This window comes from Modestobacter excelsi, assembly GCF_005930495.1.
Lineage (GTDB): Bacteria > Actinomycetota > Actinomycetes > Mycobacteriales > Geodermatophilaceae > Modestobacter > Modestobacter excelsi.
Window position 1 is genome coordinate 77651 of sequence record NZ_SJEX01000006.1, and the last position, 25277, is coordinate 102927.

23 protein-coding genes and 1 tRNA gene are annotated in these 25277 nt (G+C 72.3%); 11 read left to right on the forward strand and 13 right to left on the reverse strand.

Features of this window, described 5'->3' with window-relative positions:
* Positions 1–12: 12 nt before the first annotated feature.
* The 3 genes from FHL80_RS03970 to FHL80_RS03980 are packed head-to-tail and all read right to left on the reverse strand — an operon-like array spanning position 13 to position 3163.
* A complete protein-coding gene (locus FHL80_RS03970) occupies positions 13–969 on the reverse strand; it encodes an NADPH:quinone oxidoreductase family protein (protein ID WP_138732147.1) in 957 nt (318 codons plus the stop codon).
* 45 nt (positions 970–1014) lie between these two features.
* Positions 1015–1815 carry an SDR family oxidoreductase gene (locus tag FHL80_RS03975; protein ID WP_138732148.1) on the reverse strand — a complete coding sequence of 267 codons (801 nt, stop codon included), beginning with the start codon at positions 1813–1815 and terminating at the stop codon, positions 1015–1017.
* Positions 1816–1834: 19 nt separating this feature from the next.
* Positions 1835–3163: a M20/M25/M40 family metallo-hydrolase gene (locus FHL80_RS03980; protein ID WP_138732149.1), complete on the reverse strand. Its 1329-nt coding sequence runs from the start codon at positions 3161–3163 to the stop codon at positions 1835–1837.
* Between the two features lie 86 nt (positions 3164–3249).
* On the opposite strand from FHL80_RS03980, the gene FHL80_RS03985 reads away from it, so the two are divergent.
* From FHL80_RS03985 to FHL80_RS04015, 7 genes are all read left to right on the forward strand, one after another.
* A tRNA-Leu gene (locus FHL80_RS03985) sits at positions 3250–3334 on the forward strand.
* A 652-nt stretch (positions 3335–3986) separates the two neighbouring features.
* The gene (mtnA, locus tag FHL80_RS03990; protein ID WP_138732150.1) at positions 3987–5009 is read left to right on the forward strand and encodes an S-methyl-5-thioribose-1-phosphate isomerase; all 1023 of its coding nucleotides are present in this window, start codon (positions 3987–3989) and stop codon (positions 5007–5009) included.
* A 71-nt stretch (positions 5010–5080) separates the two neighbouring features.
* The gene (locus FHL80_RS03995) at positions 5081–6157 is read left to right on the forward strand and encodes a BMP family ABC transporter substrate-binding protein (protein WP_216870397.1); all 1077 of its coding nucleotides are present in this window, start codon (positions 5081–5083) and stop codon (positions 6155–6157) included.
* Between the two features lie 86 nt (positions 6158–6243).
* On the forward strand, positions 6244–7776 hold the full coding sequence (locus FHL80_RS04000) for an ABC transporter ATP-binding protein (protein WP_138732151.1): 1533 nt from the start codon (positions 6244–6246) through the stop codon (positions 7774–7776).
* Positions 7766–8989: an ABC transporter permease gene (locus FHL80_RS04005; protein WP_138732152.1), complete on the forward strand. Its 1224-nt coding sequence runs from the start codon at positions 7766–7768 to the stop codon at positions 8987–8989. Before FHL80_RS04000 ends, FHL80_RS04005 begins: the two co-directional genes overlap by 11 nt.
* Positions 8989–9909 carry an ABC transporter permease gene (locus tag FHL80_RS04010; protein ID WP_138732153.1) on the forward strand — a complete coding sequence of 307 codons (921 nt, stop codon included), beginning with the start codon at positions 8989–8991 and terminating at the stop codon, positions 9907–9909. The genes FHL80_RS04005 and FHL80_RS04010 overlap by 1 nt, the downstream gene beginning before the upstream one ends.
* A 21-nt stretch (positions 9910–9930) precedes the next feature.
* Positions 9931–10389, forward strand: coding sequence for a cupin domain-containing protein (locus tag FHL80_RS04015; RefSeq protein WP_138732154.1), 459 nt, complete (start codon positions 9931–9933; stop codon positions 10387–10389).
* Positions 10390–10401: 12 nt separating this feature from the next.
* On the opposite strand, the gene FHL80_RS04020 is transcribed toward FHL80_RS04015, so the two are convergent.
* A complete protein-coding gene (locus FHL80_RS04020) occupies positions 10402–11178 on the reverse strand; it encodes an SDR family NAD(P)-dependent oxidoreductase (RefSeq protein WP_138732155.1) in 777 nt (258 codons plus the stop codon).
* Positions 11179–11212: 34 nt separating this feature from the next.
* Entirely contained in the window at positions 11213–12016 is an 804-nt protein-coding gene (locus tag FHL80_RS04025) for an SDR family NAD(P)-dependent oxidoreductase (protein ID WP_216870398.1), read from the reverse strand.
* Positions 12017–12087: 71 nt separating this feature from the next.
* Between FHL80_RS04025 and FHL80_RS04030 the strand changes: the two genes are divergently transcribed.
* Positions 12088–12882 (forward strand): GntR family transcriptional regulator, encoded by a 795-nt coding sequence (locus FHL80_RS04030; RefSeq protein WP_216870399.1) that lies wholly within the window; start codon positions 12088–12090, stop codon positions 12880–12882.
* 16 nt (positions 12883–12898) lie between these two features.
* Here the strand turns inward: FHL80_RS04030 and FHL80_RS04035 are convergent, their stop codons facing one another.
* Genes FHL80_RS04035 through FHL80_RS04045 form a run of 3 tightly spaced genes read right to left on the reverse strand, consistent with a single transcriptional unit; the run spans position 12899 to position 15317 of the window.
* Complete coding sequence (locus FHL80_RS04035) at positions 12899–13531, reverse strand: class II aldolase/adducin family protein (protein ID WP_138732157.1); 633 nt, start codon at positions 13529–13531, stop codon at positions 12899–12901.
* On the reverse strand, positions 13528–14280 hold the full coding sequence (locus FHL80_RS04040) for a nucleoside phosphorylase (protein WP_138732158.1): 753 nt from the start codon (positions 14278–14280) through the stop codon (positions 13528–13530). The genes FHL80_RS04035 and FHL80_RS04040 overlap by 4 nt, the downstream gene beginning before the upstream one ends.
* Positions 14277–15317: a s-methyl-5-thioribose-1-phosphate isomerase gene (locus FHL80_RS04045; RefSeq protein ID WP_246078445.1), complete on the reverse strand. Its 1041-nt coding sequence runs from the start codon at positions 15315–15317 to the stop codon at positions 14277–14279. The genes FHL80_RS04040 and FHL80_RS04045 overlap by 4 nt, the downstream gene beginning before the upstream one ends.
* Before the next feature lie 1077 nt (positions 15318–16394).
* Here FHL80_RS04045 and FHL80_RS04050 point away from each other — a divergent pair.
* Positions 16395–18008, forward strand: coding sequence for an acyl-CoA synthetase (locus FHL80_RS04050; protein ID WP_138732159.1), 1614 nt, complete (start codon positions 16395–16397; stop codon positions 18006–18008).
* A gap of 736 nt (positions 18009–18744) precedes the next feature.
* Here FHL80_RS04050 and FHL80_RS04055 read toward each other — a convergent pair.
* The 4 genes from FHL80_RS04055 to FHL80_RS04070 all read right to left on the reverse strand — a co-directional run bounded on the left by FHL80_RS04055 (position 18745) and on the right by FHL80_RS04070 (position 21663).
* Positions 18745–19512: a creatininase family protein gene (locus FHL80_RS04055; RefSeq protein ID WP_216870402.1), complete on the reverse strand. Its 768-nt coding sequence runs from the start codon at positions 19510–19512 to the stop codon at positions 18745–18747.
* A 37-nt stretch (positions 19513–19549) separates the two neighbouring features.
* Entirely contained in the window at positions 19550–19753 is a 204-nt protein-coding gene (locus tag FHL80_RS25205; protein WP_216870403.1) for a RidA family protein, read from the reverse strand.
* Between the two features lie 630 nt (positions 19754–20383).
* Positions 20384–21256, reverse strand: coding sequence for an alpha/beta fold hydrolase (locus FHL80_RS04065; RefSeq protein WP_138732160.1), 873 nt, complete (start codon positions 21254–21256; stop codon positions 20384–20386).
* Positions 21253–21663, reverse strand: a complete 411-nt coding sequence (locus FHL80_RS04070; RefSeq protein ID WP_138732161.1) for a DUF3291 domain-containing protein — start codon at positions 21661–21663, stop codon at positions 21253–21255. Before FHL80_RS04070 ends, FHL80_RS04065 begins: the two co-directional genes overlap by 4 nt.
* A 40-nt stretch (positions 21664–21703) precedes the next feature.
* On the opposite strand from FHL80_RS04070, the gene FHL80_RS04075 reads away from it, so the two are divergent.
* On the forward strand, positions 21704–22015 hold the full coding sequence (locus tag FHL80_RS04075) for a TetR-like C-terminal domain-containing protein (RefSeq protein ID WP_216870404.1): 312 nt from the start codon (positions 21704–21706) through the stop codon (positions 22013–22015).
* 452 nt (positions 22016–22467) lie between these two features.
* Complete coding sequence (locus FHL80_RS04080; RefSeq protein ID WP_138732163.1) at positions 22468–23952, forward strand: amidase; 1485 nt, start codon at positions 22468–22470, stop codon at positions 23950–23952.
* 142 nt (positions 23953–24094) lie between these two features.
* Here the strand turns inward: FHL80_RS04080 and FHL80_RS04085 are convergent, their stop codons facing one another.
* Complete coding sequence (locus tag FHL80_RS04085) at positions 24095–24547, reverse strand: hypothetical protein (RefSeq protein ID WP_138732164.1); 453 nt, start codon at positions 24545–24547, stop codon at positions 24095–24097.
* Positions 24548–25277: the final 730 nt, after the last annotated feature.

Below are 25277 nucleotides of genomic sequence, written 5' to 3' on the forward strand. Positions count from 1 at the left end.
CGCCCGCGGCCGTCAGGGCTTCAGGACGACCTTGCCGACGGTGCTGCGGTCGGCGATCGCGGCCATCGCCTGCGGCAGCTCGGCCAGCGGCAGCGTCTGCCCGATGAGCGGGGCGATCGTGCCGTCGGCGAAGAGCGTGCACAGCTCCTCGTGGACCTGCCCGAACAGCGCCGGGTCGTGCTTGCGGTACAGCCCCCAGTGCAGCCCGACGATGCTGTAGTTCTTCACCAGCGCGTGGTTGACCGGCGCCTGCGGGATGGTGCCGCTGGTGAACCCGACGACGACCAGCCGGCCCTCGAAGGCGATGACCTTGCGGGACTTGTCGAACACCTCGCCGCCGACCGGGTCGTAGACGACGTCGGCGCCGTGGCCCTCGGTGATCTCCTTGACCAGCGGCACGAAGTCCTGCGCGGTGTAGTCGATGACGTGGTCGGCGCCCAGCTGCCGGCAGACCTCGGTCTTGCGCTCCCCGCCGGCGGTGGCGATCACCTTCGCCCCCGCCGCCTTGCCCAGCTGGATGGCCGCCGAGCCCACGCCGCCTGCGCCGGCGTGCACCAGCAGCCACTCCCCCGCCTGCAGGGTGGCGCGCCGGTGCAGCCCGACGTAGCCGGTCTGGTAGGTCAGGTGCAGCGACGCCGCCTGCTCGTCCGACATCCCGTCGGGGACCGGGAACGCCGCGGCGGCGTCCATCAGCGCGTACTCGGCGAACCCGCCGGGCCCGCCGGACGGTGAGCCGAGCACCCGCTGACCGGTCCCGACGACCTCGCCGCACAGCTCGACGCCCGGGGTGAACGGCAGCGGCGGGCGCTCCTGGTACTGGCCCAGGGTCATCAGCACGTCGGGGAAGTTCAGCCCCGCCGCCCGGACCTCCACCAGCAGCTGGCCGTCGCCCGGCGTCGGCTGGTCGACCTCGTCGAGGGACATGACCTCGGCTGGGTCGCCGAGGGAGTGGACTTGCCATGCACGCATGGCGCCGACCCTGCCAGAACACCGGTGACCGGGGTCACCCGACCCTCAGCGCATCGACGGCGGCAGCAGCGCCTGCGGGACGGCGGCGGTCTCACCGCTCGCCGTCCGGGCCGCCGGGACGCCCTTGAACTTGTACGGGATCGCCCCGACGCCGGGCTGGACGACGTAGGCGGCACCCGGCTCGGCGCCCGCCCATGCGGCCAGCATGGCCGAGGCGACCTCGTCGGCGGAGAGGACCGGGAAGTCGGCGGCGGCGAACTCGTCGCGCAGCGGGTCGATGATCGCGGTGTCGGCGAAGCCCGGGCAGATCGCGGACATGGTGATCCCGTCGCCGACCAGCCGCGGCGCCAGGGACCGGACGAAGGCGATCGCGCCGCCCTTGGCCACGCTGTAGCCGGGGTCGGTGGCGACCGGGGCCAGCCCGGCCAGCGACGCCGTCACCACGATCGAGCCGCCACCGGCGCGCCGCAGGGCCGGCAGCGCGGCCTCGGTGCCGTAGACGACGCCGAACAGGTCGACGTCGACCACGTGCAGGAACTCGTCGACGTCCAGGGCGTCGCGGCTGTTGCCGGCGATGCCGGCGTTGAGGAACGCGGCGTCCAGCCGGCCGTGCTCGGCCTCGACCGAGGCGACGACGGCGGCGTTGGCGGCCCGGTCGGTGACGTCGAGGCCGACGAAGGAGGCGCCCAGGCCGTCGGCGGTCCGCCGGTTGGCCTCGCTGTCCAGGTCGGCGAGGACGACGGTCACCTCCCGCTCGCGCAGCAGGGTGGCGAGGGCGCGACCGAAGCCGCCGGTCCCGCCGGTGATCAGGGCGACGCTGCCCGGGGCGATCGTGGTGTCGGTCACCCCTGGATCACACCACGTCTCAGACCTGGCGGAGGAAGCGGTCCAGCACCCGGATGCCGAAGTGCAGCGAGTCGACCGCGATCCGCTCGTCGATGCCGTGGAACAGCGAGGCGAAATCCAGGTCGGCGGGCAGCTTGAGCGGGGAGAAGCCGAAGCAGCGCATGCCCAGGGTCTCGAAGCTCTTGGCGTCGGTGCCGCCGCTCATGGTGAACGGGACCGGGCGGGCGGCGGCGTCCTCGGCTTTGAGCGCGGCGACCATCAGGTCGACGGTCGGCCCGTCGAACGTCGTCTCGACGGCCTGGTCGTGGACCAGCCACTCCCGGGTGACACCCTCGCCGATCAGCTCGTCGAGCTGCTCCTCGAACTCCGCCTCCTGCCCGTAGAGGAAGCGGCCGTCGATGGTCGCGCTGGCGGTCCCGGGGATGACGTTGGTCTTGTAGCCGGCGTCGAGCATCGTGGGGTTGGCCGTGTTGCGCAGTGCCGCGCCGATCATCCGGCTGATGCTGCCCAGCTTCGCGAGCGCCTCCTCCGGGGAGTCGGGGTCGATGTCGATGCCGTAGGCGTCGCTGACCTCGTCCAGGAACTGGCGCATCGGCGGGGTGACCACGGTGGGCAGCCGGGTGGAGCCGATCCGCGAGACGGCCTGCGCGAGCCGGGTGACGGCGTTGTCGTCGTGGACGAAGGAGCCGTGCCCGGGCCTGCCACCGGCGGTGAGCTTCAGCCAGGCCAGGCCCTTCTCCGCGGTCTGCACCAGGTAGAGGCGCAGGTCGTCGCGGACGGTGATGCTGAAGCCGCCGACCTCGCTGATCGCCTCGGTGCAGCCCTCGAACAGGTCGGCGTGGTGGTCGACCATGTAGTGCGCGCCCTTGCGGCCGCCGGCCTCCTCGTCGGCGACGAAGGCCAGCACGATGTCGCGGTCGGGCTGGACGCCGGTGCGGGCCCAGTCGCGGACCAGCGCGAGGGTCATCGCGTCCATGTCCTTCATGTCGACGGCGCCGCGGCCCCAGACGTAGCCGTCGCGCTCCTCGCCGCTGAACGGGTGGACGCTCCACTCGGTGGGGTCGGCCGGGACGACGTCCAGGTGGCCGTGCACCAGCAGGGCCGGTCGGTCGCGGTTGGCGCCCTCGACCCGGGCGACCAGGCTGGCCCGCCCGGGCTCGGACTCGTGGATGACGCTGTCGATGCCGACCTCGTCGAGCTTGGCCGCGACCCACTCGGCGGCCTTGCGCTCCCCCGCGCTGGTGGCGGTGTCACCGGTGTTCGTGGTGTCGATCCGGATGAGGTCGGACAGCAGCTCCGCGACCTCGGCCTGGGCACCGGCGAGCGGCGTGGGGTTCGTCTCCGACATGCCGACGATCCTGCCACCGGGGGCTCTGCCGGGCCGCCGGGAGCCTCGGTTATGCTCGTCGAGGCGCTCCGCGGAGCGCCCACCTCGTCCGGGTGGCGGAATGGCAGACGCGCTAGCTTGAGGTGCTAGTGCCCTTTATCGGGCGTGGGGGTTCAAGTCCCCCCTCGGACACAGTCTCACCCCGGTGTTCCTGCAGGTCAGGAGCCCGGGGTGCTTTCGTTCCAGGGCCCAAGAGGGCCTCGTGATACCGCCGTGATACTTCGCGGCCCATCTGTGGTGCGTCAGCCGTCGAGCAGCGCCGCACAGCGGGCGGCTGCTCCCCGGCCCATGCCGGGGTGCACGTGCTGGTGGACGGTGAGGGTGACGGTCGCGCCGGCGTGACCGGGCCGTTCGGAGACGACCTCGACCGGTTCGCCGTGGGGGGCTCGAACCGGTGGAGGCCGAGTCGTCGCGTCACCGCAGACCGTCGTCGGAGCATTCCTGCGCCACGTTCCGGATCAGCACCCCTCCGCCCTGGTCGTGGTACCGATCACGCCAGTGACTTTCCGGCCGGCTGGGCGGGCCGATCGGCCACCGCTCAGCGAGCCCGTGCACGGGTGGACGACCTGGACCGGACGCCCGCTAAGTCGGCCGGCGGCTCCGGTGGCCACGAGCAGCCGGGCCGCCCCTGCCGGCCCGAGACCGGCCAGCTCCACAGACGTTCTTGCAGGTCACGACTGTGCCACGGACGCCCTGCGCCCCCCGGCCGCCCATTGACGCCCTCGCCGGCAGGCCGCTACGGTCCCGCGCACAGTTGTCGGTCAACTGCTCTCGAGGTGAGGCTGTGCGCACCATCGACTGGGCCGAAGGCTCGATCGAGCTGATCGACCAGACCCGACTGCCCCACGAGGTCGTCGTCCTGCGGGTCGAGAGCCTCGACCACCTGATCGACGCCATCTCACGCCTCGCCGTGCGCGGCGCCCCGGCCCTCGGCGTCGCCGGGGCCTTCGGGGTCGCCCTCCTCGCCCGCCGGCACCAGGACCTGGCGGTCGTGCGCCGCGAGGCCGCCAGACTGCGCGCCTCCCGTCCGACGGCCGTGAACCTGGCCTGGGGCGTCGACCGCGCGTTGGCCCGACTCGACGATGGCCCGGACGCCGTCCTGGAAGAGGCCCTCGCGATCCGGGACGACGACGTGCTGGCCTGCTGGTCGATGGGCCTGCGCGGTGCCGACCTGGTGCGTGAGCAGGTGCCGGACCGGCCGGTGCGGATCATGACCATCTGCAACACCGGCAGCCTGGCGGCGGTCGAGCGTGGGACCGCGCTAGGCGTCGTGCAGACGCTGCATGAGCAGGGTGACCTCGAGGAGGTCTTTCCCGTCGAGACGCGGCCGCTGCTGCAGGGTGCGCGGCTGACCACCTGGGAGCTCGCGCAGATGGGTGCGCCGTACCGCCTGCTCGTCGACTCGGCGGGCCCCTTCCTGCTCGCGCGCGGCCTTGCGGACGCCGTGCTGATCGGCGCCGACCGGATCGCCGCCAACGGCGACACGGCGAACAAGATCGGCTCGTTCTCGCTCGCGCTCGCCGCGCGTCACGCCGGTGTCCCGTTCATCGTCGTCGCCCCGGAGTCGACGATCGACATGGCCACCAAGTCCGGCGACGACATCGAGATCGAGGACCGCGGCTCCGACGAGGTCGTCAACGTCCTCGGGACGCCGACGGCCGCCCCCGGCACCCGCACGGTCAACCCCGCGTTCGACGTCACCCCGCACGAGCTGATCACGGCCGTGGTCACCGATCGCCGCGTGGTCCGGCTCGACCGCGGCGAGACCCTGCACGTCGTCGCGCCCGGCGCGCGTTGTACGCCCTGACCCGCACGCCCTGGAACCCGCACGCCCTGACACCGCGCTCCCCGACACCGCACTCCCCGAGAGGAGCACCTGTGGCCACGATCCCGATGAGGTCCGCACCGACCTCGCCCACCCGGGCCGCGACGGCAATCGCCGCGGCCATGCTGCTGGCGCTGACCGCCTGCGGCGGCGGGGACAGCTCGTCCTCCGGGGACGGCGGTGGTGGCGGCGGCGGAGGCGACAAGTCGTTCATCTACGTCACCAACGACCCCATCGGGACCAACGAGTTCCTGCAACTCGGGAAGAAGGGCATCGAGGACGCGGCGAAGACCTACGGCGGCGAGGCACAGGTCTTCGAGAGCACCGACGAGCAGAGCCAGCGCTCCAACATCGAGGCCGCGATCGCCGAGGCGCCCGACGCCATCGTCCTGATCACCTTCGACTTCACCGACCTGTCGAAGGAGTACGCGGAGCAGAACCCCGATCAGCAGTTCCTGCTCATCGACGCCTGCCCCGAGGCGCCCCCGGCCAACCTGCACTGCGCCGTGTTCCGCGAGCAGGAAGCGTCCTACCTCGTCGGCATCGAGGCCGGCATGCTGTCCACGACGAAGAAGGTCGGGTCGGTCGGCGCGGTCGACATCCCCTTCCTGCACCGGTACTCCGACTCCTTCGCCGCCGGCGCGCAGAGCGTGGACCCGGCGATCACCGACAGCCAGCTCTGGATCGGCGGCAGCAACCCCTTCGCCGACCCGGCGAAGGGCAAGGAGCAGGCCCTGGCGATGGCGGCCACGGGTGCCGACCACGTGTTCGCGGTCGGCGCGGGCAGCAACGGCGGCATCTTCGAGGCGGCCACTGAGCAGGACTTCTTCTCCTACGGCGTCGACATCAACCAGTGCCCGATGGCCCCCGGGCACATCGTCGACAACACGATGAAGGCCGTCGACGTCCTGGTCGTCGACCAGATCGGCGCGATCCTCGACGGCAACGCGGAGCCGCTGACCTCATACGGCCTGAAGGAGAAGGGCATGGACCTCACCAGCCTGCTGCCCGGTGCCGAGCAGAGCCAGTGCGTCGTCATGGACCACCCCGACGTCATCGAGGCGGTCAAGAAGGCCAAGCAGGGCATCATCGACGGCACGATCACGGTGGACGACCCCGCCGCGGGCTGACGGCGCCGGGGCCGGCCGGACCAACCGGCCGGCCCCATCCCCGTCCCGGGCGACCCGGGCCATCGGCACACCACGACGGAGCGGGCATGACCCTCGAGCTCGAGCTGCGCGGCATCACCAGGCGATTCCCGGGGGTCGTGGCCAACGACCGGATCGACCTCGACGTCCGCAAGGGCGAGATCCACGCCCTCATGGGGGAGAACGGCGCCGGCAAGTCGACGCTCATGTCGATCCTCTACGGCCTGCTGCACCCCGACGAGGGCGAGATCTGGGTCCGTGGGGAGCGGCAGCACTTCTCCTCCCCCAACGACGCCATCGCCGCGGGCCTGGGCATGGTGTTCCAGTCCTTCAAGCTGTTCCCGTCCCTCACGGTGGCCGAGAACGTGGTCTACGGCCGGGAGCCGACGCGCGGGCGGCGCCTCGCCCGCGCGTCGGCCGAGCGGCAGGTGACGGAGCTCGCCCAGCGGTACGGCCTGGCGGTGGACGCCACCGCCCGGGTCGAGGACCTGCCGGTCGGCGTCCTCCAGCGGGTCGAGATCGTCAAGGCGCTCTACCGGGAGGCCTCGGTGCTCATCCTCGACGAGCCGACCGCGGTGCTGACCCCACAGGAGTCCGAGGCGCTGTTCGAGGTGCTCCGCGCGCTCGCCCGGGACGGCCGCACGATCATCTTCATCACCCACAAGCTCAAGGAGGTGATGGCGATGTCGGACCGGGTGACGGTGCTGCGGGACGGTCGCGCGGTGGCCCGGTTCGTCACCGCGCAGACGTCACCGGCCGAGATCACCCGCGCGATGACCGGGCGGGACGTCACCCCGCGGGTCACTCCCCCGGCCCAGCCGCCGGGGGAACCGGTGCTGCGTTGCCGCGGCCTGCGGATCGAGGGCGAGCACGGCCGGCCCGTCGTCGACGACGCGACGTTCGAGGTGCGCGCCGGGGAGATCGTCGGCATCGCCGGGGTGGCCGGGAACGGTCAGGCCGAGCTGATCGAGGCCATCACCGGGCTGCGCTCGGTGGCGGCGGGCACGGTGGAGATCGCCGGCCGGGACGTCGCCGGGGGCAGCGTGGCCGACCGGCGGGCCAGCGGGCTGTCCTACATCCCGGAGGACCGGCACGCCGTCGGCACGGCCGGCGCCGCGGACACGGCGGCGAACCTGGCGCTCGGCCACCACCGCCGTCCGCCGCTGCTGCGCCGCGGCCTGCTCCAGCCGCAGGCGGTGAAGGAGCACGCGAGCACCCTCATCGACCGGTTCCAGATCAAGGTGTCCGGGCCCGAGACGCGGGTCGGCACCCTGTCCGGCGGGAATCTCCAGAAGGTGGTGGTGGCCCGCGAGATGAGCCACGGGGCGCCGCTGCTGATCGCCGAGCAGCCGACCCGTGGCGTCGACGTGGGCGCCATCGAGTTCATCCACGCGGAGGTCACTGCGTGCCGCGACCGGGGCGGGGCGGTCCTGCTCGTCTCGGCGGAGCTGTCGGAGATCCTCAGCCTGTCCGGCCGCATTCTGATCATGTTCGAGGGCCGGATCGTCGCCGAGCTCGGCGCGGCCGAGGCCGACGAGGCCACGCTGGGCCTGCTCATGGCGGGCGCGAGTCCCGAGATGGTGAGCAGGCATGGCCGCTGAGCCGCCGGCCGCGCCGGGGCGGGGCGGGGCACCGGGACGCGGGGCGCGGTGGCGCGGCGCGGTCGGTTGGGCGACCGGGTCCGTCCCGGTCTCGATCGTCCTCGCGCTGCTCATCGGCGCGGTTGCGATCGTCATCGCCGGCAAGGACCCGCTCGCCGCCTACCGCGCCATGGTCGAGGGAGCGCTGACCGGGCCGGGGCTGGCCAACACCATCCAGCGCGCCATCCCGATCGTCGGCCTGGCGATGGGGCTGGCCATCGCGATCCGCGCCGGGGTGTTCAACCTCGGCGCCGAGGGGCAGATGGTGCTCGGGGGCCTGGCCGGCACTGTCGTCGCCCTCGAGATGCCGGGCCCGGGCCTCGTCGTCCTGGTGGCGGCCTGCCTCGCCGCCGTCCTCGCCGGCGCCCTGTGGGCCGCGCTGTCGGCGGTGCTGCAGACCGGGCTCGGCGTGCCGATCCTGATCACGAGCCTGCTGCTCAACTACCCGGCCCGGTACCTCAGCAGCTACCTCGTCCGCTTCCCGCTCAGGGACGAGAGCTCGAGCATGGTGGCCACCGCGCCGGTGCCGGAGGACGCGCGCATCGCACCGCTGATCCCGGGCACCTCGGGGCTGGGCCGCTCGCTCGCCGAGTCCTTGGGCCGGGACGACGTGCTGGTCCTGGTGACCCGCGGGGTGAACTGGTCGATCCTGGTCGTGCTGGCGATCGTCGGTCTCGCGGCCTTCGTCAACCGCCGCACGCCCGGCGGTCTGGAGTCCGGGCTGGCCGGGCTCAACCCGCGGTTCGCCCGGTACGGCGGGGTGGACACCTCGCGGCTGGCGGTCTCCACCATGATGATCAGCGGCGGGATCAGCGGGCTGGTCGGCGTCATGCTGGTGCTCGGCAGCCAGTACCGCCTCATCGAGGGCGCCCTGGTCGGGACCAACTACGCGTGGACCGGGCTGCTGGTCGCCCTGCTCGCCGCCAACCGGCCGCTGCGGGTCCTCGTGGTCGGCACCTTCTTCGCCGCGCTGGTCGTGGGCGGCGAGGCGATGCAGCGCTCCCAGGACGTGTCCGCGCAGATCTCCCAGGTCATCCAGGCGGCCGTGATCGTCCTGATCGCCATCCGGGTCCGGCTGCCGCTGCCCAAGCGGTCCCGCCAGGTCCGGGAACCGGCCGGGACGGCGGACCCCGCCGCGGTCAGTGAGGCCGAGACACAGGTGGGGAGGGTCTGATGGACTGGTCCGGGCTCGTCGACGGCGCGCTGTTCGCCTCGGTGGTGCGTGCCCTCATCCCGGTGCTCCTCGCCGCCATGGGCGGCCTGGTGTGCGACCGGGCCGGCGTCTTCAACGTGGCGCTCGAGGGGCTCATGCTGATCGGGTGCTTCGCCGCGGTGGCGGGGTCGTACTACAGCGGCAGCGCCCTCGTCGGCGTCCTCGTCGCCGTCGTCTGCGCCACGCTGCTGGCCGCGGTGCTCGCCTACGGCTCGGTCAGCCGGAAGGCCGACCCCATCGTCCTCGGCGTCGCCCTGAACATCTTCGCCGTGGGGGTCACCGGGTTCCTGCTCGTCGCCCTGTTCGACGTGCGCGGCGTGTTCCAGAGCCCGGAGATCGTCGGCCTCCCCCGGGTGCGGATCCCCGGCCTGGCCGACCTGCCCGGCATCGGGCCGGTCCTGTTCGACCTGTCGCTGCTGGGCTACCTCGCGCTGGTCCTCGTCCCGGTGGTGCACGTCCTGCTGTTCCGCTTCCCGCTGGGGTTGCGGCTGCGCGGGGTCGGCGAGCGCCCGCAGGCGGCCTCCACGCTGGGGGTGAACCCGACGGCCTACCAGTACGGGGCAGTGCTGGCCTCCGGCGTGCTGTGCGGGCTCGCCGGCGCGCAGCTGGCGTTGGGCAACGTCGTGCAGTTCGCGGAGAACATGACGGCGGGCCGGGGGTGGATCGCGGTGGTGGCGGTCATGCTCGCCCGCGCCAACCCGCTGGGCACCCTGGCCGCGTGCGTGCTGTTCGGCTTCGCGGAGGCGTTCGGGTTCCGGCTGCAGGGCAACGGCCTGCCGGCGCAGATCACCGATGCGGCGCCCTACGTCGTCACGCTCATCGCCCTGCTCATCGCCCGGCGGCACTTCAGCCGGACCGTGGCCACCGCCGCGACGGGCTGACCGGGCGCCCCGGGTGGACCGATGACGGAACCGGCAAGGCTGGCAGCGCTGCTCGGCCTGGAGCCGCTGCCCGAGGAGGGCGGTCTGTTCCGCCAGACCCACACCGATGAGCACTCGACCGCCATCCTGGCGCTGCTCACCGACAGCGACTTCTCGGCTCTGCACGTGCTGGACGGCCCCGAGGTCTACCACTGGCACGCCGGCAGCCCGCTGCACCTGCTGCTGCTGGAGCCGGGAGGTGTCGTCTCCACGCCGGTGCTGGGGCCCGACGTGGCTGCGGGTCAGCTCCCCCAGCTGGTCGTGCCGGCCGGCGTGTGGCAGGGCTCGTCACCGGTCGGTGGGCCGACCGCCTGGACCCTGATCGGCACCACCATGGCGCCGCCGTTCTCCTGGGACGGCTTCCGGTTGGGCCGGCGGGAGGAGCTGGTGTCCGCCTTCCCCGCAGCGCGGGCCCGCATCGAGGAGCTGACCCGGGTGTGACGCCCGGCCGGGTCAGTACGGGGTGTCGCCGCCGTCCACGCTGATCGACTGGCCACGGATGATCACCGCGTCGTCGCTCAGCAGGAACGCGATGACCCGGCCGACCTCCTCGGGCCGGATGCGCCGGCCGCCCAGGCCACTCGCGCCCATCCCCTGCAGGAGCTCGTCGGCCGGCGTGCCGAGGCGTGGTGACAGCCACTCGGCGACCTGGGTGAGCATCGGGGTGTCCACCCCGCCGGGGCACACCGCGTTGACGTTGATGCCGTCGGCCGCCCACTCCATGGCGAGCGAGCGGGTCAGCCCGATGACCGCTGCCTTGCTCGCGTTGTAGGCGGCCATGTTGGGGTAGCCCGCCTTGCCCGCGTTGGAGGAGACGTTGACGATCCGGCCACCGTCAGAGCCCTTCAGATGCCGGCCCACGGCCTGAGCGCACACGAAGCTGCCGGTCACGTTCACCTCGAGCTGGCGGCGCCACTCGGCGGCACTGGCGTCCCAGGCGGGGTTCATCGTGATGGTCCCGGCGTTGTTGACCAGCCCGTCCAGCGCCCCGAAGCGCTCGACCGTCGCCTGGACGGCGGCACGGACGGCGTCCTCGTCGGTGACGTCGACGGCGAGCGCCAGGGTGCGCAGGCCGCTGCCGTCGACCCGCGCGGCGACCTCCCCGGTGCGCTCCGCCGAGAGGTCCCACAGCGCCACCTGCGCCCCCTCCTCGAGCAGGACGCGCGCGACGCCCTCGCCCATGCCACCGGCCGCGCCCGTGACCGCGACCACCCGATCCGCCAGCCTCATCGGAGCTTCCCTCCCGTGCCGTCCGTCGCCCTGGTCACCACGTGGGGTGGGCCGACACCCCACCGTCGACCACGAGGTCCTGGCCGGTGATCCACCGCGCCATCGGCGAGGCGAGGAACACACACGCGTCGCCGACGTCGCTCGGACGCCCCAGCCGGCGCAGCGGCGCAGCCGTACGCCAGCGCTGCACCCCTTCCGGCCACGCCTCGTCCAGTCCAGGCCGGTCGATCAGCCCCGGGGAGACCGAGTTGACCCGGATGCCCAGCGGGCCGTACTCCAGGGCCGCGGCCCGGGCGTGCATGCGGACCGCCGCCTTGGAGGCCGAGTAGTGCGCGTGGGAGAAGGCCGGTTGGCCGCCCTCGATGGACGCGATGTGGACGATCGAGCCGCCGGATGCCCGCATGGCGGCGACCGCAGCCTGCGTGCACGCGAAGGTGCCCGTCAGGTTCACGTCCACGACCGCCCGCCAGTCGTCAACCGACATCCCGTCCAGCGGCTGGACCGGTTGGACGCCGGCGTTGTTGACCAGGACGTCCAACCGGCCGAACTCGCGTACCGCCACGTCCACCAGCTGGGCACAGGCGGCCGGGTCGGTGATGTCGGCCTGCCCGGTGACCGCCCGGCCGCCCGCTGCCCGGAGCTCCCGGGCCAGGTCCTCCGCCGCCGGCCCGCCCGTACGGTGGTGCAGCACGACATCGGCGCCCGCCGCGGACAGGCGGCGCGCGATGCCGCGGCCGATCCCACCGGCCGCTCCGGTGACCACCGCCGCCGTGCCCCCGAGATCGGGCAGTCCTGCTGTCGTCCGCGCCACCGGGACCTCCTCCAGATCGTCGGACAACCTATGACCGTCGTCCGGCCACCTGTCAAGATCGGCGCGGCCGCCCGCGGTGCTCCCCTATGCTCGCCGGCGTGGCAGCCGGACGACCGCTCCCCCGGCGAGGGACTGCTGGCGACCGCGCATCCGGCCCGGCCCCCGCTGGTGGACGGGCGCTCAGCTCCGGGCTGGCGCTGCACACCCGTCTCGCCGCGTCGCTGCGCGAGCGGCTGCGTGACGGGGAGTGGGCGCCCGGCGGTCAGCTGCCGACCGAGGCCGAGCTGTCGGCGGACTACGGGGTCTCCCGCAGCACGGTGCGGGCCGCGCTCGTGCAGCTGGAGAAGCAAGGCCTGACCGTGACCCGCCACGGGGTCGGCACCTTCGCCACGCCGTTCGGGCGCGCACTCAGGGCCGGGTTGCAGGAACTGCAGTCGATGACCGACACGATCATCGCGCACGGCAGGCAACCGCGGATCGACTACCGCAGCGCCGAGGTCCGCGATGCCACCGAGGCCGAGCGGTTGGCGCTGGAGCGGGAGGCCCCGTGCCCGGTGCTCGCGACCACACGGGCCGTGCATGCCGACGACGTCCTGGTCGCCTTCTCCTACGAGGCGATCCCGCGCGACCTGCTGCCCGCCGACCTCGACCCCGCCACGGTCGGCGGTTCCCTCTTCGCCCTCCTGGAGTCCAGCGGGGCCGTTCCGCGCACCGCGGTTGCCGGCGTCCACGCCACGCGGGGCAAGGACATCGGGTGGGGGGAACGGCCCCGCGGGGCCACCTACCTCCTGCTGCAGCAGGTCCACTACGACGCGCAGGCCGTTCCGCTGCTGCACAGCAGGACGTACTTCCTCGAGGGTCGCTTCCAGTTCTCGATCCTGCGGGTCCGCTGACCGCACCCACCTGCGGCTAGGTGTGCCGCAGCTGGGCGTAGGCCTCGGCCGGGAACGCCGTCGTCGAGTCGCCGCAGGCGAGCATCCGGTAGGTGGCGATGGCGGCCTCCTCGAGGTTCATCGCCCGGCGGAAGGCCATGCCGACGTCGGCGCCCACGGTCGAGCAACCGTGGTGCGACAGCACCACGCAGTCGTGCCGGCGGGCCTGCTCGGCGGCGGTGTCGGCGAGCTCGTCGGAGCCGTTGGGCGCGTACGGGACGGCGCCGACGCTGTGCACGTAGAAGGCGTGGTCGAGGCTCACGAAGCGGATGGGGTAGCCCATGGCGTCGACCAGCACGGTGTACTGCGGGTGCAGATGGACGACGGCGTTGACGTCCGGCCGTACGCGGTAGGTCCGCGCGTGCAGCTTCCACTCGCTCGACGGCGCCGGTCCCTCGAGCGTCTCGCCGTCGAGCGAGAGCAGCGCGAAGTCCTCGGGGGTCAGCCGGTCCAGCCACGTGCCGGCGCCGGTGACGAGGAACCTGTCCTCCCCCGGGAGGCGCGCGGAGAGGTTGCCTCCGCTGGCCAGTACGAGGCCTCGGGCGACCGCCATGCGGCCCACCTCGGCCAGTTGTCCGAGCAGTTCCTCGCGGCTGGTCGCCGGCTTCACGCGGTCGCCTCCCCCACCGGTAGCGAGCTCAGGGCGTCGAGGGCGACGGCGACGCCGCGGTCGACACCGGCGGCGACCACGTCGCGGTGCGGGTCGTAGCCGGTGGTGGTGGCCAGCTCGTCCGCGGCCACCCCGTCGATCACCAGGACGCCCCCGCAGATCAGCCCCCGCAGGGCGCCGGTGACCAGGAGGGCCGAGAGCTCCATCTCGATGGCCAGCACACCGGCGGTGACGTACGCCTGCATCGGCAACTCCAGCAGAGCCGGGTAGAAGGCGGCCCGCGTCCACACGAGGCCGCGGTGATGCGGCACCCCACGCTGCCGGGCCGCGTCGGCGAGGGCCAGCACGACCTCCGCGCTGGCGACGGCCGGGTACTCGGGCGGCACCAGCTGTCCGGTGACCCCGTCGTCGCGGACCGCCGCCTCGGCGATGACCAGGTCGCCGTCGGCCACGCCCCGCTGCATGGCACCAGCCGTGCCGAAGCGGATCACGGTGCCGACGCCGGCGTCGGCCAGCTCGGTGAACAGGCAGACGGCGCCGGGGCCGCCGACCCCGTGCGAGGAGACCAGCACGTCGGTTCCCTGCCAGCGGCCACGGAAGGTGCGGTACTCCCTCGCGTGGGCCACCTCCTCGGCACCGTCCAACCGGCCGGCGACCCGCTCGGCGCGGAACGGGTCGCCGACGACCAGCGCCCGAGCCGGCAGGCCCACGCGGGGGATGCGGGTGATCGGGAGCAGGTCCGCGCTCACGCCTGTTCCGCCGCAGGCCGGTAGTAGGACTCGAGGTCGTAGGGAGAGAACCGGCCCCGGTCGGTCACCACCGTGCCGACGAAGCGCGCGGGGGTCACGTCGAAGGCCGGGTACACCCCGGTGACCCGCTGGGACGCTGTCCGCCGGCCAAGGCAGTGCAGCACCTCGTTCCCGTCCCGGTCCTCGAGCTCCACGGCCCCGGCGTCCGGCGCGTGCCGATCCGGTGCCTGCACCAGGGCCAGGTAGGGGACGTCGAAGCTGTGCGCGGCGATGGCGATCTGCAGGGTCCCCACCTTGTTCACCACCGAGCCGTCCATCGTCACGCGGTCGGCGGCGGTGACGAAGTGCGTGATGTCGCCGCGGCTCATCAGGTGGGCCGGCATCGCGTCGGTCACCAGCCGGGTCGGCACGCCCATCTCGGCGAGGCTCTCCGCGGTCAGGCGGGCGCCCTGCAGGTAGGGGCGGGTCTCGGTGCAGATCGCGTTGATGTGCTTCCCCTGCCGCAGCACCGCGGCCAGGGTCTCGGTGATGTAGGACTCCGCCCAGCAGTGGGTCAGCACGGTCGCGCCGTCCGGGATGAGCTCAGCGGCGTGCTCGCCCAGCCGTCGGCTGCGGTCGAGGTAGCGCTCTCCCGCGGCCCGGGCAGCGCGCTCCACCGCCGGGCCGAGCGGCTCATCCGCGGCCAGCGCGGTGTCGGCGACCTCGACGAGCTCGGCGACCACGTCGCGGATCTGGTTGTTGGTGCGTCGGGTGGCGACGAGCCGGGCAGCGGCGTCGACCATGGACGCGCGGCGTTCGGCCGGGCGGAGCTGGTCCGCTGCGCGCGCGGCGAGGGTCATGCCGCCCGCGGCGGCGAACAGTGGTCCGCTGCTCTGGGTGACCATGTCCTCGATCGCCTTGGCGACGTCCTCGTAGGTGCGGCAGCTCACCCATTCGCGCTCGAACGGGAAGACCCGACGGTCGAGGATGCGGACGGAGTCCTCCTCGACGAGGACGTTCTGCGCGATGATCGTCGGCACAGGGACGTGCACGGCCACGATGCCTCCTTGCTCGGTGGTCACGCCTCAGCTGTCAGATGTCCGACAACGGCTCTGACGTGGGGGCACTATGGGATGCGCCCGCCCGCCCGTCAAGGACGGGCCCCGGACCCGCTCGGCGGAAGGGCGGCCCGGGCACAGCGCGGCTTGGGGCCGCCGTCGGCTCGAGCTCGATCGAGAGCCAGGTCCCAGGCCACCGCGGTGGCGCCGCAGTCACAGCCCTGCAGCGTGGACTCCGCGTAGCTGCCGACCAACCGATCGTCCAGGACAGTGCCGATCTCCTCCTGCGTCCGGATCTGTTCGCGCGGCTACGCGACGCCCTCGGCGAGATCCGGAGGTTCGCCGGCGTGTGGGTCGACTCCCATTCCGGCGAAGACGCGCCCGGCACCACGGAGTAGGCGCGACCGACATCCCCTGCTTGCTAGGCCGCCCCCCGGCAGGGCGTGGCCACGTGTTCTCCCGTGTCCGGGATCTGGTTCGACCTCGCTCTCCCGGGCTGCGCTCCGGAGACCCCTCTCGCCCGGAGGTTCGTTCCTTGTCCGAGCAGCTGGCGCACCCCGTCCAGCCCCTTGGCCCCCAGCCACGTGCACTTCCCCGTGGGCGTCCGCCGATGTGCCGTTCCTGCGGCTCACAAGGGCGCGGCGTCCGTGGTCGTCTTCCAAGATCTGCGGTTGTACACAGCGTTGCCGTACCGGTTGCTGTACTTGGTTGAAGTGGACGCACCCGCGAGAGTGCAGCCGGCCCCGATTGACGAGGACGGTGCTTGTAGTCCGCTCGAGCCTGGTCCGCCTGCGCGGTCGGGATGGCACGGTTCCCAGGACACCGACGGCCAGGCTGAACATGCGCCGCCAGGCCACAGCCGTGCACAGGAACACCGCCGCGAGCCACACCAGGGCGATCTCGGGCGCCCCTCGCTGCTCCGGGCGGGGCGTGCGCCTGCGGAGGTCGAGCATGCCCCGGCGGCGGTCGCAGTAGGGACGGCCGGGCATGTGGACGGGACGACCCCCGACGCGGGACCCTGCCCCAACAGCTGTGCGTGGCGGACCCGCACGCCCTCGACCGGAGGCCAGATCGCCCGTGGACCCGACGTTCTCCCCCAGCACCGCCGCCGCGGTGGGCCGCGCCCGCCAGCACTCGGTCGGCGACCTGCTGCACCGCACCGCCCGCCGCGATCCGGACAAGCTCGCCGTCGTCGCCGGGGGCCTGCGCGTCACGTACGCCGAGTTCGACGCCGCGGTGAACCGGGCGGCGCACGCCCTGGCCGACCGCGGCCTGGGCAAGGGCGACCGGCTGGCGCTGCTGTCGCACAACTGCTGGCAGTTCGCCGTCCTGGCGTTCGCCACCGCGAAGCTGGGCGTGGTGCTCGTCCCGGTCAACTTCATGCTGGGCTCGGAGGAGATCGCGTACATCCTGCGGCACTCCGGAGCGAGCGGGATCGTCGCGGAGGACGCGCTCGCGCCCAGTGCCGAGCAGGCGCTGGCCGCGGCCGGTCACGGGGGTGGTCTGCGTGGCTGGATCGGGCTCTCCGGCGCAACCCCGGCCGACGGCTGGGAAGACGTCGACCCGTGGTGGACCGACGGCGACGACAGTGCGCCCGACGTCCTGGTGGCCGACGACGACCCGCTCCGGCTGATGTACACGTCGGGCACCGAGTCACGTCCCAAGGGCGTCATGCTCTCCAGCCGGTCGCTGATCAGCCAGTACGTCAGCTGCATCGTCGACGGCGGGATGAGCGCCGACGACGTCGAGGTGCACGCGCTGCCCATGTACCACTGCGCCCAGCTGGACTGCTTCTTCTCCGTCGACGTCCACCTCGGCGCGACGAGCGTCCTCCTGCCCTCGCCTGAACCGGCCGCGCTGCTCGCCACGATCGCGCGGGAGCAGGTGACCAAGCTCTTCTGCCCGCCCACCGTGTGGATCTCGCTGCTGCGGCACCCCGACTTCGACACCACCGACCTCTCGAGCCTGCGCAAGGGCTACTACGGCGCCTCCCCGATGCCGGTGGAGGTGCTGCGGGAGCTGCGGCGGCGGCTGCCAGAGGTTCAGCTGTGGAACTTCTACGGCCAGACCGAGATGTCCCCGCTGGCGACGATCCTGCGCCCACACGAGCAGGAGGCGAGGGCGGGCTCGGCCGGCCGGGCCGCGCTCAACGTCGAGACGCTCCTGGTCGGCGACGACGGCTCCCCGGTGCCACCCGGGACGATCGGGGAGATCGTGCACCGCAGCCCGCACGCCGCGCTGGGCTACTTCGGCGACGAGGAGAAGACCGCTGAGGCCTTCCGCGGCGGGTGGTTCCACTCCGGCGACCTCGGAGTGATGACCGAGGACGGCTACCTGTCGGTCGTCGACCGCAAGAAGGACATGATCAAGACCGGCGGGGAGAACGTCGCCAGCCGGGAGGTCGAGGAGGCCGTCTACGAGCTCGATGGCGTCGCCGAGGTCGCCGTCTTCGGGATCAGCCACCCGTTCTGGGTCGAGGCGGTCACCGCCGTCGTCGTCCCCAAGCCGGGCTCGACGCTCAGCGAGGGCGACGTGCACGCGCACGTCCGCGAGCGCCTCGCGGGCTACAAGCGGCCCAAGTACGTCGTGCTCGCCGACGGGCTGCCGAAGAACCCCAGCGGCAAGATCCTCAAGCGCGAGCTGCGCCAAGCCCACGCGGGCCTGGCGCAGGACGCGCCGGTCCCTGGCTGAGCCCACGACGGCGGTCAGGCGTCGCGCCGTCGGCGAACCACGCAGCGGCACCAGTGGTACGACCGCGTAGGCGTCGATCACCAGCAACCGTCTCGCCGGGCTCCGTTCGGTGCCCCTGGGGTTCCGGGGGCCTTCGACCTTGGCACCAACCCGCGCCCTCGACGACGGTTGACCTTTGCTGGAGGTCGCCGGGGACAGCACCCGCGCGGGATCGGCAAGCAGTTGGCACTGATGGAGGACTGATCGGCATCGCTGTGTTGGAGAGCGCGAGGCCGCGATTTGAGCCGCGATCGCCACCCAACTCCGCCCCACCAGGCGCACAATCCCTCGCCCTGGGGCTGCGGGAACAGAGAGCCTGCGAGTTGATTTTGAACCATCTGCTCGCGTTGGTTGCGCAGTGTAAGCGCAGCTCAGGGCCCATACTGCTGATGAACATAGCGATCCATCAATGGGGTTAACGGCCATATTGGGTGCTTAGAGAGTGTCCGCGGCCCACGCCGCGACCATCCCAAGTGGCTTACCTGTGAGGACGGCGCCGGGTGGGGTTGACCTTCCGCGCCGCCGTGCTGGTTCGTCACCTCGCCCGCCAGAACATGACAGCGACCCCCGCCGCGAACACGTGCTCGGCGTGCCCGGACGCACCCAGCCTGACCGTCCGAGGGTTTCGGCCCTGACAACACCGGGAGGACTGTGGTGGTGGGCCTGTGCCCGTCGGCCCGCGCACGACTGTTGCGTATCACGACCTCCGTGAGTCAGCCCTCATCCGTTGGGTGAAGTGGGCGGCGATCATGTCCGCCACCCGTTGCACGCACAGCTGCCCGATGGCGCCGGAGAGCCCGTGTGGGTCGCCCATGACCCCCGTGTCGGAGAGGGCCTTGATCCCGCCGGTGAACAGCTGCTGCAGCACCTCGTCGTCCACCGGCCCGGTGTAGCCGCAGACGAGCTGGTCGGTCCGCACCGCGCCCGGCCGGAGACAGGAGTAGACCGAGGACTCAGCGACGTCGGCGTGCCCACCGACCCGGTCGGGATCCCCTCCGCCGTCCATGACGGCCGTTCGCCAGACGTCGATGAGCCCGTGCAGGTCGGAGAACACGATCACCCGGGTCTCCGGGCGCACCAGGTCGTTCAGCCGCTGCTCCATCTCCGCGAGCGGCCCGAAGTTCCCGCCGTGCGCGGAGAAGCAGAGGATGTTCTCGAAGCCGTGCGCGGCCAGGCTCCGGCAGTAGTCGAAGTACACCGCCTGGAACGTCTCCGGCTGCAGGCTGATCGTGCCGGGGAAGGCCATGTGGTGCGGCGAGACACCCACCCGGATAGTCGGGGCGACCAGGGCCGTCCCCAGCCGCTCGGCGACCTCCACGGCGAGCCGGTCGGCGTGCACCGCGTCGACGTCCAGGGGCAGGTGCCGGCCGTGCTGCTCCACCGCTCCGCACGGGACGACGACGTCGCGCCGTCCCTCTGCCAGCGCGGATCGGACCTCGCCGAACGTCATGGCCTCGAGCAGCACGTGTCCTCCTGGTGGTTAGAGGTCGTCCGAGGGCATCTCAGCGCGCATCCGGCACCACCCGGACGACGGCCTCGATCTCGACGGCGATGTCGAAGGGGAGCTCGGCCATGCCGACCGCGGAGCGGGCGCCCCGGCCGGCGTCCCCGAAGACCTCGGCGATCGGGTCCGAGCAGCCGTCGATGACGGCGGGCGTCCGGCTGAAGCCCGCCCGGCAGTTGACCATCCCGAACACCTTGACCACCTGCCGCACCCGGCCCAGGTCGCCGAGCTCGGCGCGCAGCGCGGCCAGCCAGTTGCAGACCGGCGAGCCGTGCGGCGTCCCGGGCGGTGGCCACGTCCAGGCCGCCGTCGGGCCGCACCGGCCCCATGCCGGACAGGAACAGCAGGTCCCCGGCGATCATGGCGGGCACGTAGTTGCCGCCAGGTCCCGTGGGAGCAGGCCGCTCGATGCCGCGCTCTCGCGGTCTCCGATCGACGTCCATGACCTGATCGTGGCCTCTCGACCACCCAGGCGACATCGCTTCCGCCGTCCTCGGTCAGTCCCAGCCGCCACTGCACCGCGACGCCAGCAGAGATTCTCGGAGGCCGAGCAAGGGGTGCGTTCACCCCCGAGCGGGAGCGGTCCTGCTCGTCGGCGGCGATGAGGCCCGCCCGCCACTGGGAGGCTCCGGGACGTAACCTGGACTGATGGGCTGACGGGACCACCGCCCTCACCGCCACAGCCGTGGGCACATGTAGCGTGTCGCCCCTCGGACACCCAGTTGGGCCCCACTGCTGCGCGGCCGGGAGTCCCGTCCCCGCAGCGCAGGTGGTGTAGCTCTGCCCGTGGCGGTGCGCGACACGGGTGCTGGCGAACCGATCGACCCATCGGTCAGCCATGCCCCCCATCGCCCTGGTCGCCACGGTGCGCGTTGTCCGCGATGGCACGGACGAGCCTCGGCCACGCTCCAGGCGGCAGGTCGTGGCCCATTCCGCTGATCATCTCCAGGCGGGCGCCGCGTACCGCCTCGGCGGTCGCACGTCCGCCTGAGGGGTGGCACATCCTGTCGGCAGTGCCGTGGATGACCACGGTCGGCACGGCGACGCGTCCGAGTGCCTTCGTCCGGTCGGGGGCGTGCCGGACAGCGCGGTGCTGGCGGCGCCGCCCGTTCCGCGCGTCGGGATCGCGCTCGAGGGCCGATACCGTGGTACGGCGCAACTCCTCGAGGTCCTGCTCGAATCCGATGGAACCGATCGACGCGAACACCCGGACCCGGCGTTCGATGGCTTCCTCCTGACTCCGCGTCGGACGCGTGAGGAGGTGCCGCAACACGCGTACGGAGGTCCGGCCCTTGCCTCGTCGCCCCGTGGTGGACATGAGCGAGGCCAGGGAGCGCAACCGGGGAGGGTGCCGGATGGCCATCGTCTGGGCGATCATGCCGCCGAGCGAGGCCCCGACGACGTGCGCCGACGCGGCCCCGAGCCGGTCGAGGAGGCCGGTGGCGTCGTCGGCCATGTCCTCGAGCGAGTAGCGGCACCCCGGCAGATGGGTGGACAACCCGGCATCCCGGTTGTCGAAGCGCACGACCCGAAAGCCCTCGGCGGCCAGCTGCCGACAGAAGCTCTCCGGCCAGTGGATCAGCTGGAAGCCCATCCCCATGATCAGCAGCATCGTCGGGCCCTCGGGGTCGCCGAAGATGTCGAAGCAGAGATCCACATCCCCCACGGCGGCGAAGCCGGGCGGCGTGTAACGGACGTCGCTCATGTCGAACCCTCTGTGGCGGCACGTGCCTGGTCGAGCCGACGTCGAGCTTCCTCCCACCGCACCGGGAGCCGATCTGCCTCGACGTCCCAGAACGTGAAGGTCGACTCGGCCATCACGGGACGGTGCCGCCTCATCGCGCCGGCGTGCGGCTGTGCACGGACCAGCGCCTCGAGCGCGGCCCGGTTCCGCCACGCGCTGAGCGTGGAGAACTCCCGACGCAGGGGGCGGGCGATCAGCGACACCCCCAGCGCACCGTCGGCGGCGCGGACCTGACGGTGGATGCGCACCGAGTCCAGAAAGAAGCGCGGCACGTCGCGCAGCCGGCGCACTCGGAAGCGCGAGGCCATGACGAGTGCGGGGGTGTCGATCTGGATGGAGCCGAGCGAGATCCAGGGCAGTGTTGCCATCGGGACACCTCCACGGAGGAGCGGTCTTGACGACGTCAAGATGACACCACCGCTGGTGCTTTTCGCCGCCAGCCATCCGGGCCACTTCTCCGTGATGTTCCGGCCAAATGTGTACCGCGCCGTCGACGCGCAGCTCGTCGCTGCCCGTGGCCGAACCAATGCCGTCCTGCGCGACGGCGCTCGGGCCCGTTTCGGCACCACTGACCGGATTCGTGCGCTGACCGCGTGGTCGCTCGTGCACGGCCTCGCCACGCTCGTCCGGGATGGCGCCGTGGCGCCGGAACCGGGCACCGATCTCGAGAGCCTGACGCGCGCGGTCACCCACGCGCTCACCCCGACGCCCGCGTCCTGAGCAGGGCGGGAAAAGGCCACGCCGACCTGTATTTCGCTGGTCACGGATACCAGCACAGGACCATCAAGGGCGGGAAGCCCTCACCTACGCGTGGTACCGCGTCACCATCGTGAACGACGCGTGTGCGTGTGTAGCGTGTCGCCCCTCGGAGACAGAGGAGAGGGCCCCGCGGTGACCGGGTCCAGCATCAGGCGGCAAGGCCCACCAAGTTGACCGCCACGGTCACCGGCCGGTGGGGGCTCCCGGATCACCCTGGCGAACCGCGTCGGCAGGGCCACGGCACACGGCGCACCACCCGCTTCCCCACGGGGCTGCCGATGCACATCCGCGCGTGTCAGCTGACCGCCCGGGTCAAGGGTCCGCTGGCGAGCCCACAACTCCGCAGGAACTTGTTGCGGCAGCGAGGCCCCCCTCGGGAAACTGCGCTCAGCGAATCCCGAGGAGGGTGGACGATGACCGTGTCCGAAGAGCTGGCCTACGGCACCGCGACCGACCTGGCAGCCCGCATCCGGCGTCGCGACCTGTCCCCCGTCGAGCTCCTCGATGCGGTCATCGCCCGCATCGAGGCCCGCAACCCCACCCTCAACGCCTTCGTCTTCACGGCCTTCGACGAAGCCCGGGATCAGGCGAAGCGTGCCGAGAGGGCTCTGACCTCCGGCGTGGAGCTGGGGCCGCTGCACGGCGTCCCGACCGCCCTGAAGGACCTCTTCGACTTCAAGCCCGGGTGGCCGGCGACGTTCGGCGGGGTGCGGGCGTTGCGGGACTTCACCGTGCCCGCCCACTGCACCTACGCCGAGCGGATGGAGGCCGCCGGCGCCATCCTCGTCGGCAAGACCAACAGCCCTGTGATGGGCTTCCGCGGCACGTGCGACAACTACCTGTTCGGCCCGTCCCGCAACCCGTTCGACACGACGAAGAACACCGGCGGCTCCTCCGGTGGGAGCGCCGCCGCTGTGGCTGACGGGCTGCTCCCGCTCTCCGAAGCCACGGACGGCGGCGGATCGGTCCGCATCCCGGCGTCCTGGTGCGGCTTGTACGGCTTCAAGGCCTCGTTCGGCCGCGTGCCCTACACCGCCCGCCCGGACGCCTTCGGCTCGCTCAACCCGTTCCTCTACGAGGGGGCCGTCACCCGCACCGTCGACGACTCGGCCCTGGCCCTGGACGTACTGGCAGGGTACGACGACCGGGACCCGTTCTCCCTCGATGACGCCGCCACCTTCTCCGGGTCGACGCGCCGGTCGATCCGCGGCTGGCGGATCGCCTACAGCCCCGACTTCGGCGCCTTCCCGGTGGATCGCCGAGTCGCTGCCGTGGTCCAGAGCGCGGTGCAGGCCTTCGAGGAGGCCGGCGCCGTGGTGGAGGAGGTCGAGATCAGATTTGACCACGACCAGCGCGAGCTCTCCGATCTGTGGTGCCGGCTGATCACCCCGCTGAACATCGAAGGCCTCGAGGGCATCAAGGGACAGGGACTGGACCTGCTCGGCGAGCACCGCGAGGACTTCCCGCCCGAGTACCTGCACTGGATCGACGAGGGCTACCGGATGAGCGCGCAGGACGTGCTGAGCGACCAGCGGATGCGCACCCACGTCTACGACCAGATCCAGCGCGTGCTGCGCACCCACCACCTGCTCGTCACCCCGACGCTCGGGGCGCTACCCGTGGACAACGCCGCGGACGGCAACACGGTGGGTCCCCGCAGCATCGAGGGTGTCGAGGTCGACCCGCTCATCGGCTGGTGCCTGACCTACCTCCTCAACTTCACCGGGCACCCGGCCGCCTCGATCCCGGCCGGGGACGTCGACGGCCTGCCGGTCGGCATGCAACTCATCGGCAGGCGTTACGGCGACGCCGACGTGCTCGCCGCCAGCGGTGCCTTCGAGCGGCTGCGTCCCTGGCAGGACGCCTACGCCCGGTGCGCCGCCCGACCGCTCGACTGAGCGCAGGAGCGCATCCCGGCCCAGACGTCGAGCGGCGGCGAACGGGCCATCCGGTCACCCTCGTTCGTCCTCCTGCTCGCCAGGAGCCCGGGGAGGTGTTGTGTCCGGCGGAGATCGATCCTCCGCGCCGCTGTGCCGCCATTCAGCCGGCGTTGCGACCCGGCGGCTCGCGCAGGACGCGGGCGACGGCAGCCGCGCCGCGCCCGGTCGTGATGCTGGCGGCATGGTCCACGCCCGGCACCAGCTCCGTGGACCGCAGCGCGGGCAGCTCGGCGGCCAGGCCGGAGACCCGTTCGGGCGTGTAGGCCGGCACCGAGTCGACGCCGACGCTCCACTGCGCGTAGAGCAAGTGGGCCGGTCGGGTCAGCTGTCGCCACGGCGACGAGCCGAGCAGGGTGTCGACGGCGTCGGCCACCAGCACCTCCGGGTCCAGGCGGACCCGGCCGTCGCGCAGATCGTGGGCGAGGTGGTCCTGGAGCAGCGGGTCGGCCGGGTCGAGCAGGGGCGCCCCCTGCAGGAAGTAGGCCCCGTGGTCCGGCACATCGGCGAACGTCGGCCCGGCCCGGCCCGCCTGAGCGGCGAAGGTCGCGCGCACCTGGTCCGCCGTGAGCCCTTCGGAAAGCCACCGTCCACCTGCACGAGGTCGAGCACGCGGTCCGGGTGGGCGACGGCCAGGACGACGGCGACGAAGGCACCGGCTACCGCCCGAGTGCCTTCAAGGGCGACCGCGCCGCCGACGACGAGGTACGGGGCCGCTCCGCCACCTCATCGAGGACGACCATGACGAGAACCGCGCCTCCTGACTGCACGAACCATGGGGGACAGGGGCCGATGGTCGCGGTATCGGTCATGTCGCTCATCGGACGGGGGGAAGACATCTGAGGACCCGTGTCTTCGGCACGACGAGGTCTGATCTCAGCTCGAGGGCACATCGCGATCGAGCTTCCCCGCACGCCGGCCAAGGGCAGTTCACAGTGACCGAAGGGTCGCCGCGGCGTTGTCCGCCGGCACCTGGTCGCGATCGGCGTACCGGCAGGGCAGGGCGGGGCAGCCAGCTCGATCGATTTCACGTTCCTGATGAGCACCCGCTCGCGGGCGGGAATGGGCCCGCACGAGCAGTTGAGCATGGACATCCTCATGAACTGGCATGGGCGATCGGCTCGCTCACCGGATCTGCGGCCGTGGCTCACTGCCGGTACCCGACACGATCACCTACACGGCGGCAGCGACCGAGGTCGACCAACGCGTACCGGTCAGCTTCAGGCGCCGTCGGCACGGGTCGGCCGTGCGGGTGCCCGACCGCACCTGACGGCTCCACCCGTTGA

Bases quoted from the DNA above. Each gene is read 5' to 3' on its own strand.
- FHL80_RS04065 (WP_138732160.1), bottom strand. From the start codon at position 21,256: ATGAGCGACGTCCGTTACACGCCGCCCGGCTTCGCCGCCGTGGGGGAT.
- FHL80_RS04020 (WP_138732155.1), bottom strand. From the start codon at position 11,178: ATGAGGCTGGCGGATCGGGTGGTCGCGGTCACGGGCGCGGCCGGTGGC.
- FHL80_RS04010 (WP_138732153.1), top strand. From the start codon at position 8,989: ATGGACTGGTCCGGGCTCGTCGACGGCGCGCTGTTCGCCTCGGTGGTG.
- FHL80_RS03980 (WP_138732149.1), bottom strand. From the start codon at position 3,163: ATGTCGGAGACGAACCCCACGCCGCTCGCCGGTGCCCAGGCCGAGGTC.
- FHL80_RS03970 (WP_138732147.1), bottom strand. From the start codon at position 969: ATGCGTGCATGGCAAGTCCACTCCCTCGGCGACCCAGCCGAGGTCATG.
- FHL80_RS04015 (WP_138732154.1), top strand. From the start codon at position 9,931: ATGACGGAACCGGCAAGGCTGGCAGCGCTGCTCGGCCTGGAGCCGCTG.
- FHL80_RS04075 (WP_216870404.1), top strand. From the start codon at position 21,704: ATGACACCACCGCTGGTGCTTTTCGCCGCCAGCCATCCGGGCCACTTC.
- FHL80_RS04070 (WP_138732161.1), bottom strand. From the start codon at position 21,663: ATGGCAACACTGCCCTGGATCTCGCTCGGCTCCATCCAGATCGACACC.
- FHL80_RS04080 (WP_138732163.1), top strand. From the start codon at position 22,468: ATGACCGTGTCCGAAGAGCTGGCCTACGGCACCGCGACCGACCTGGCA.
- FHL80_RS04000 (WP_138732151.1), top strand. From the start codon at position 6,244: ATGACCCTCGAGCTCGAGCTGCGCGGCATCACCAGGCGATTCCCGGGG.
- FHL80_RS04005 (WP_138732152.1), top strand. From the start codon at position 7,766: ATGGCCGCTGAGCCGCCGGCCGCGCCGGGGCGGGGCGGGGCACCGGGA.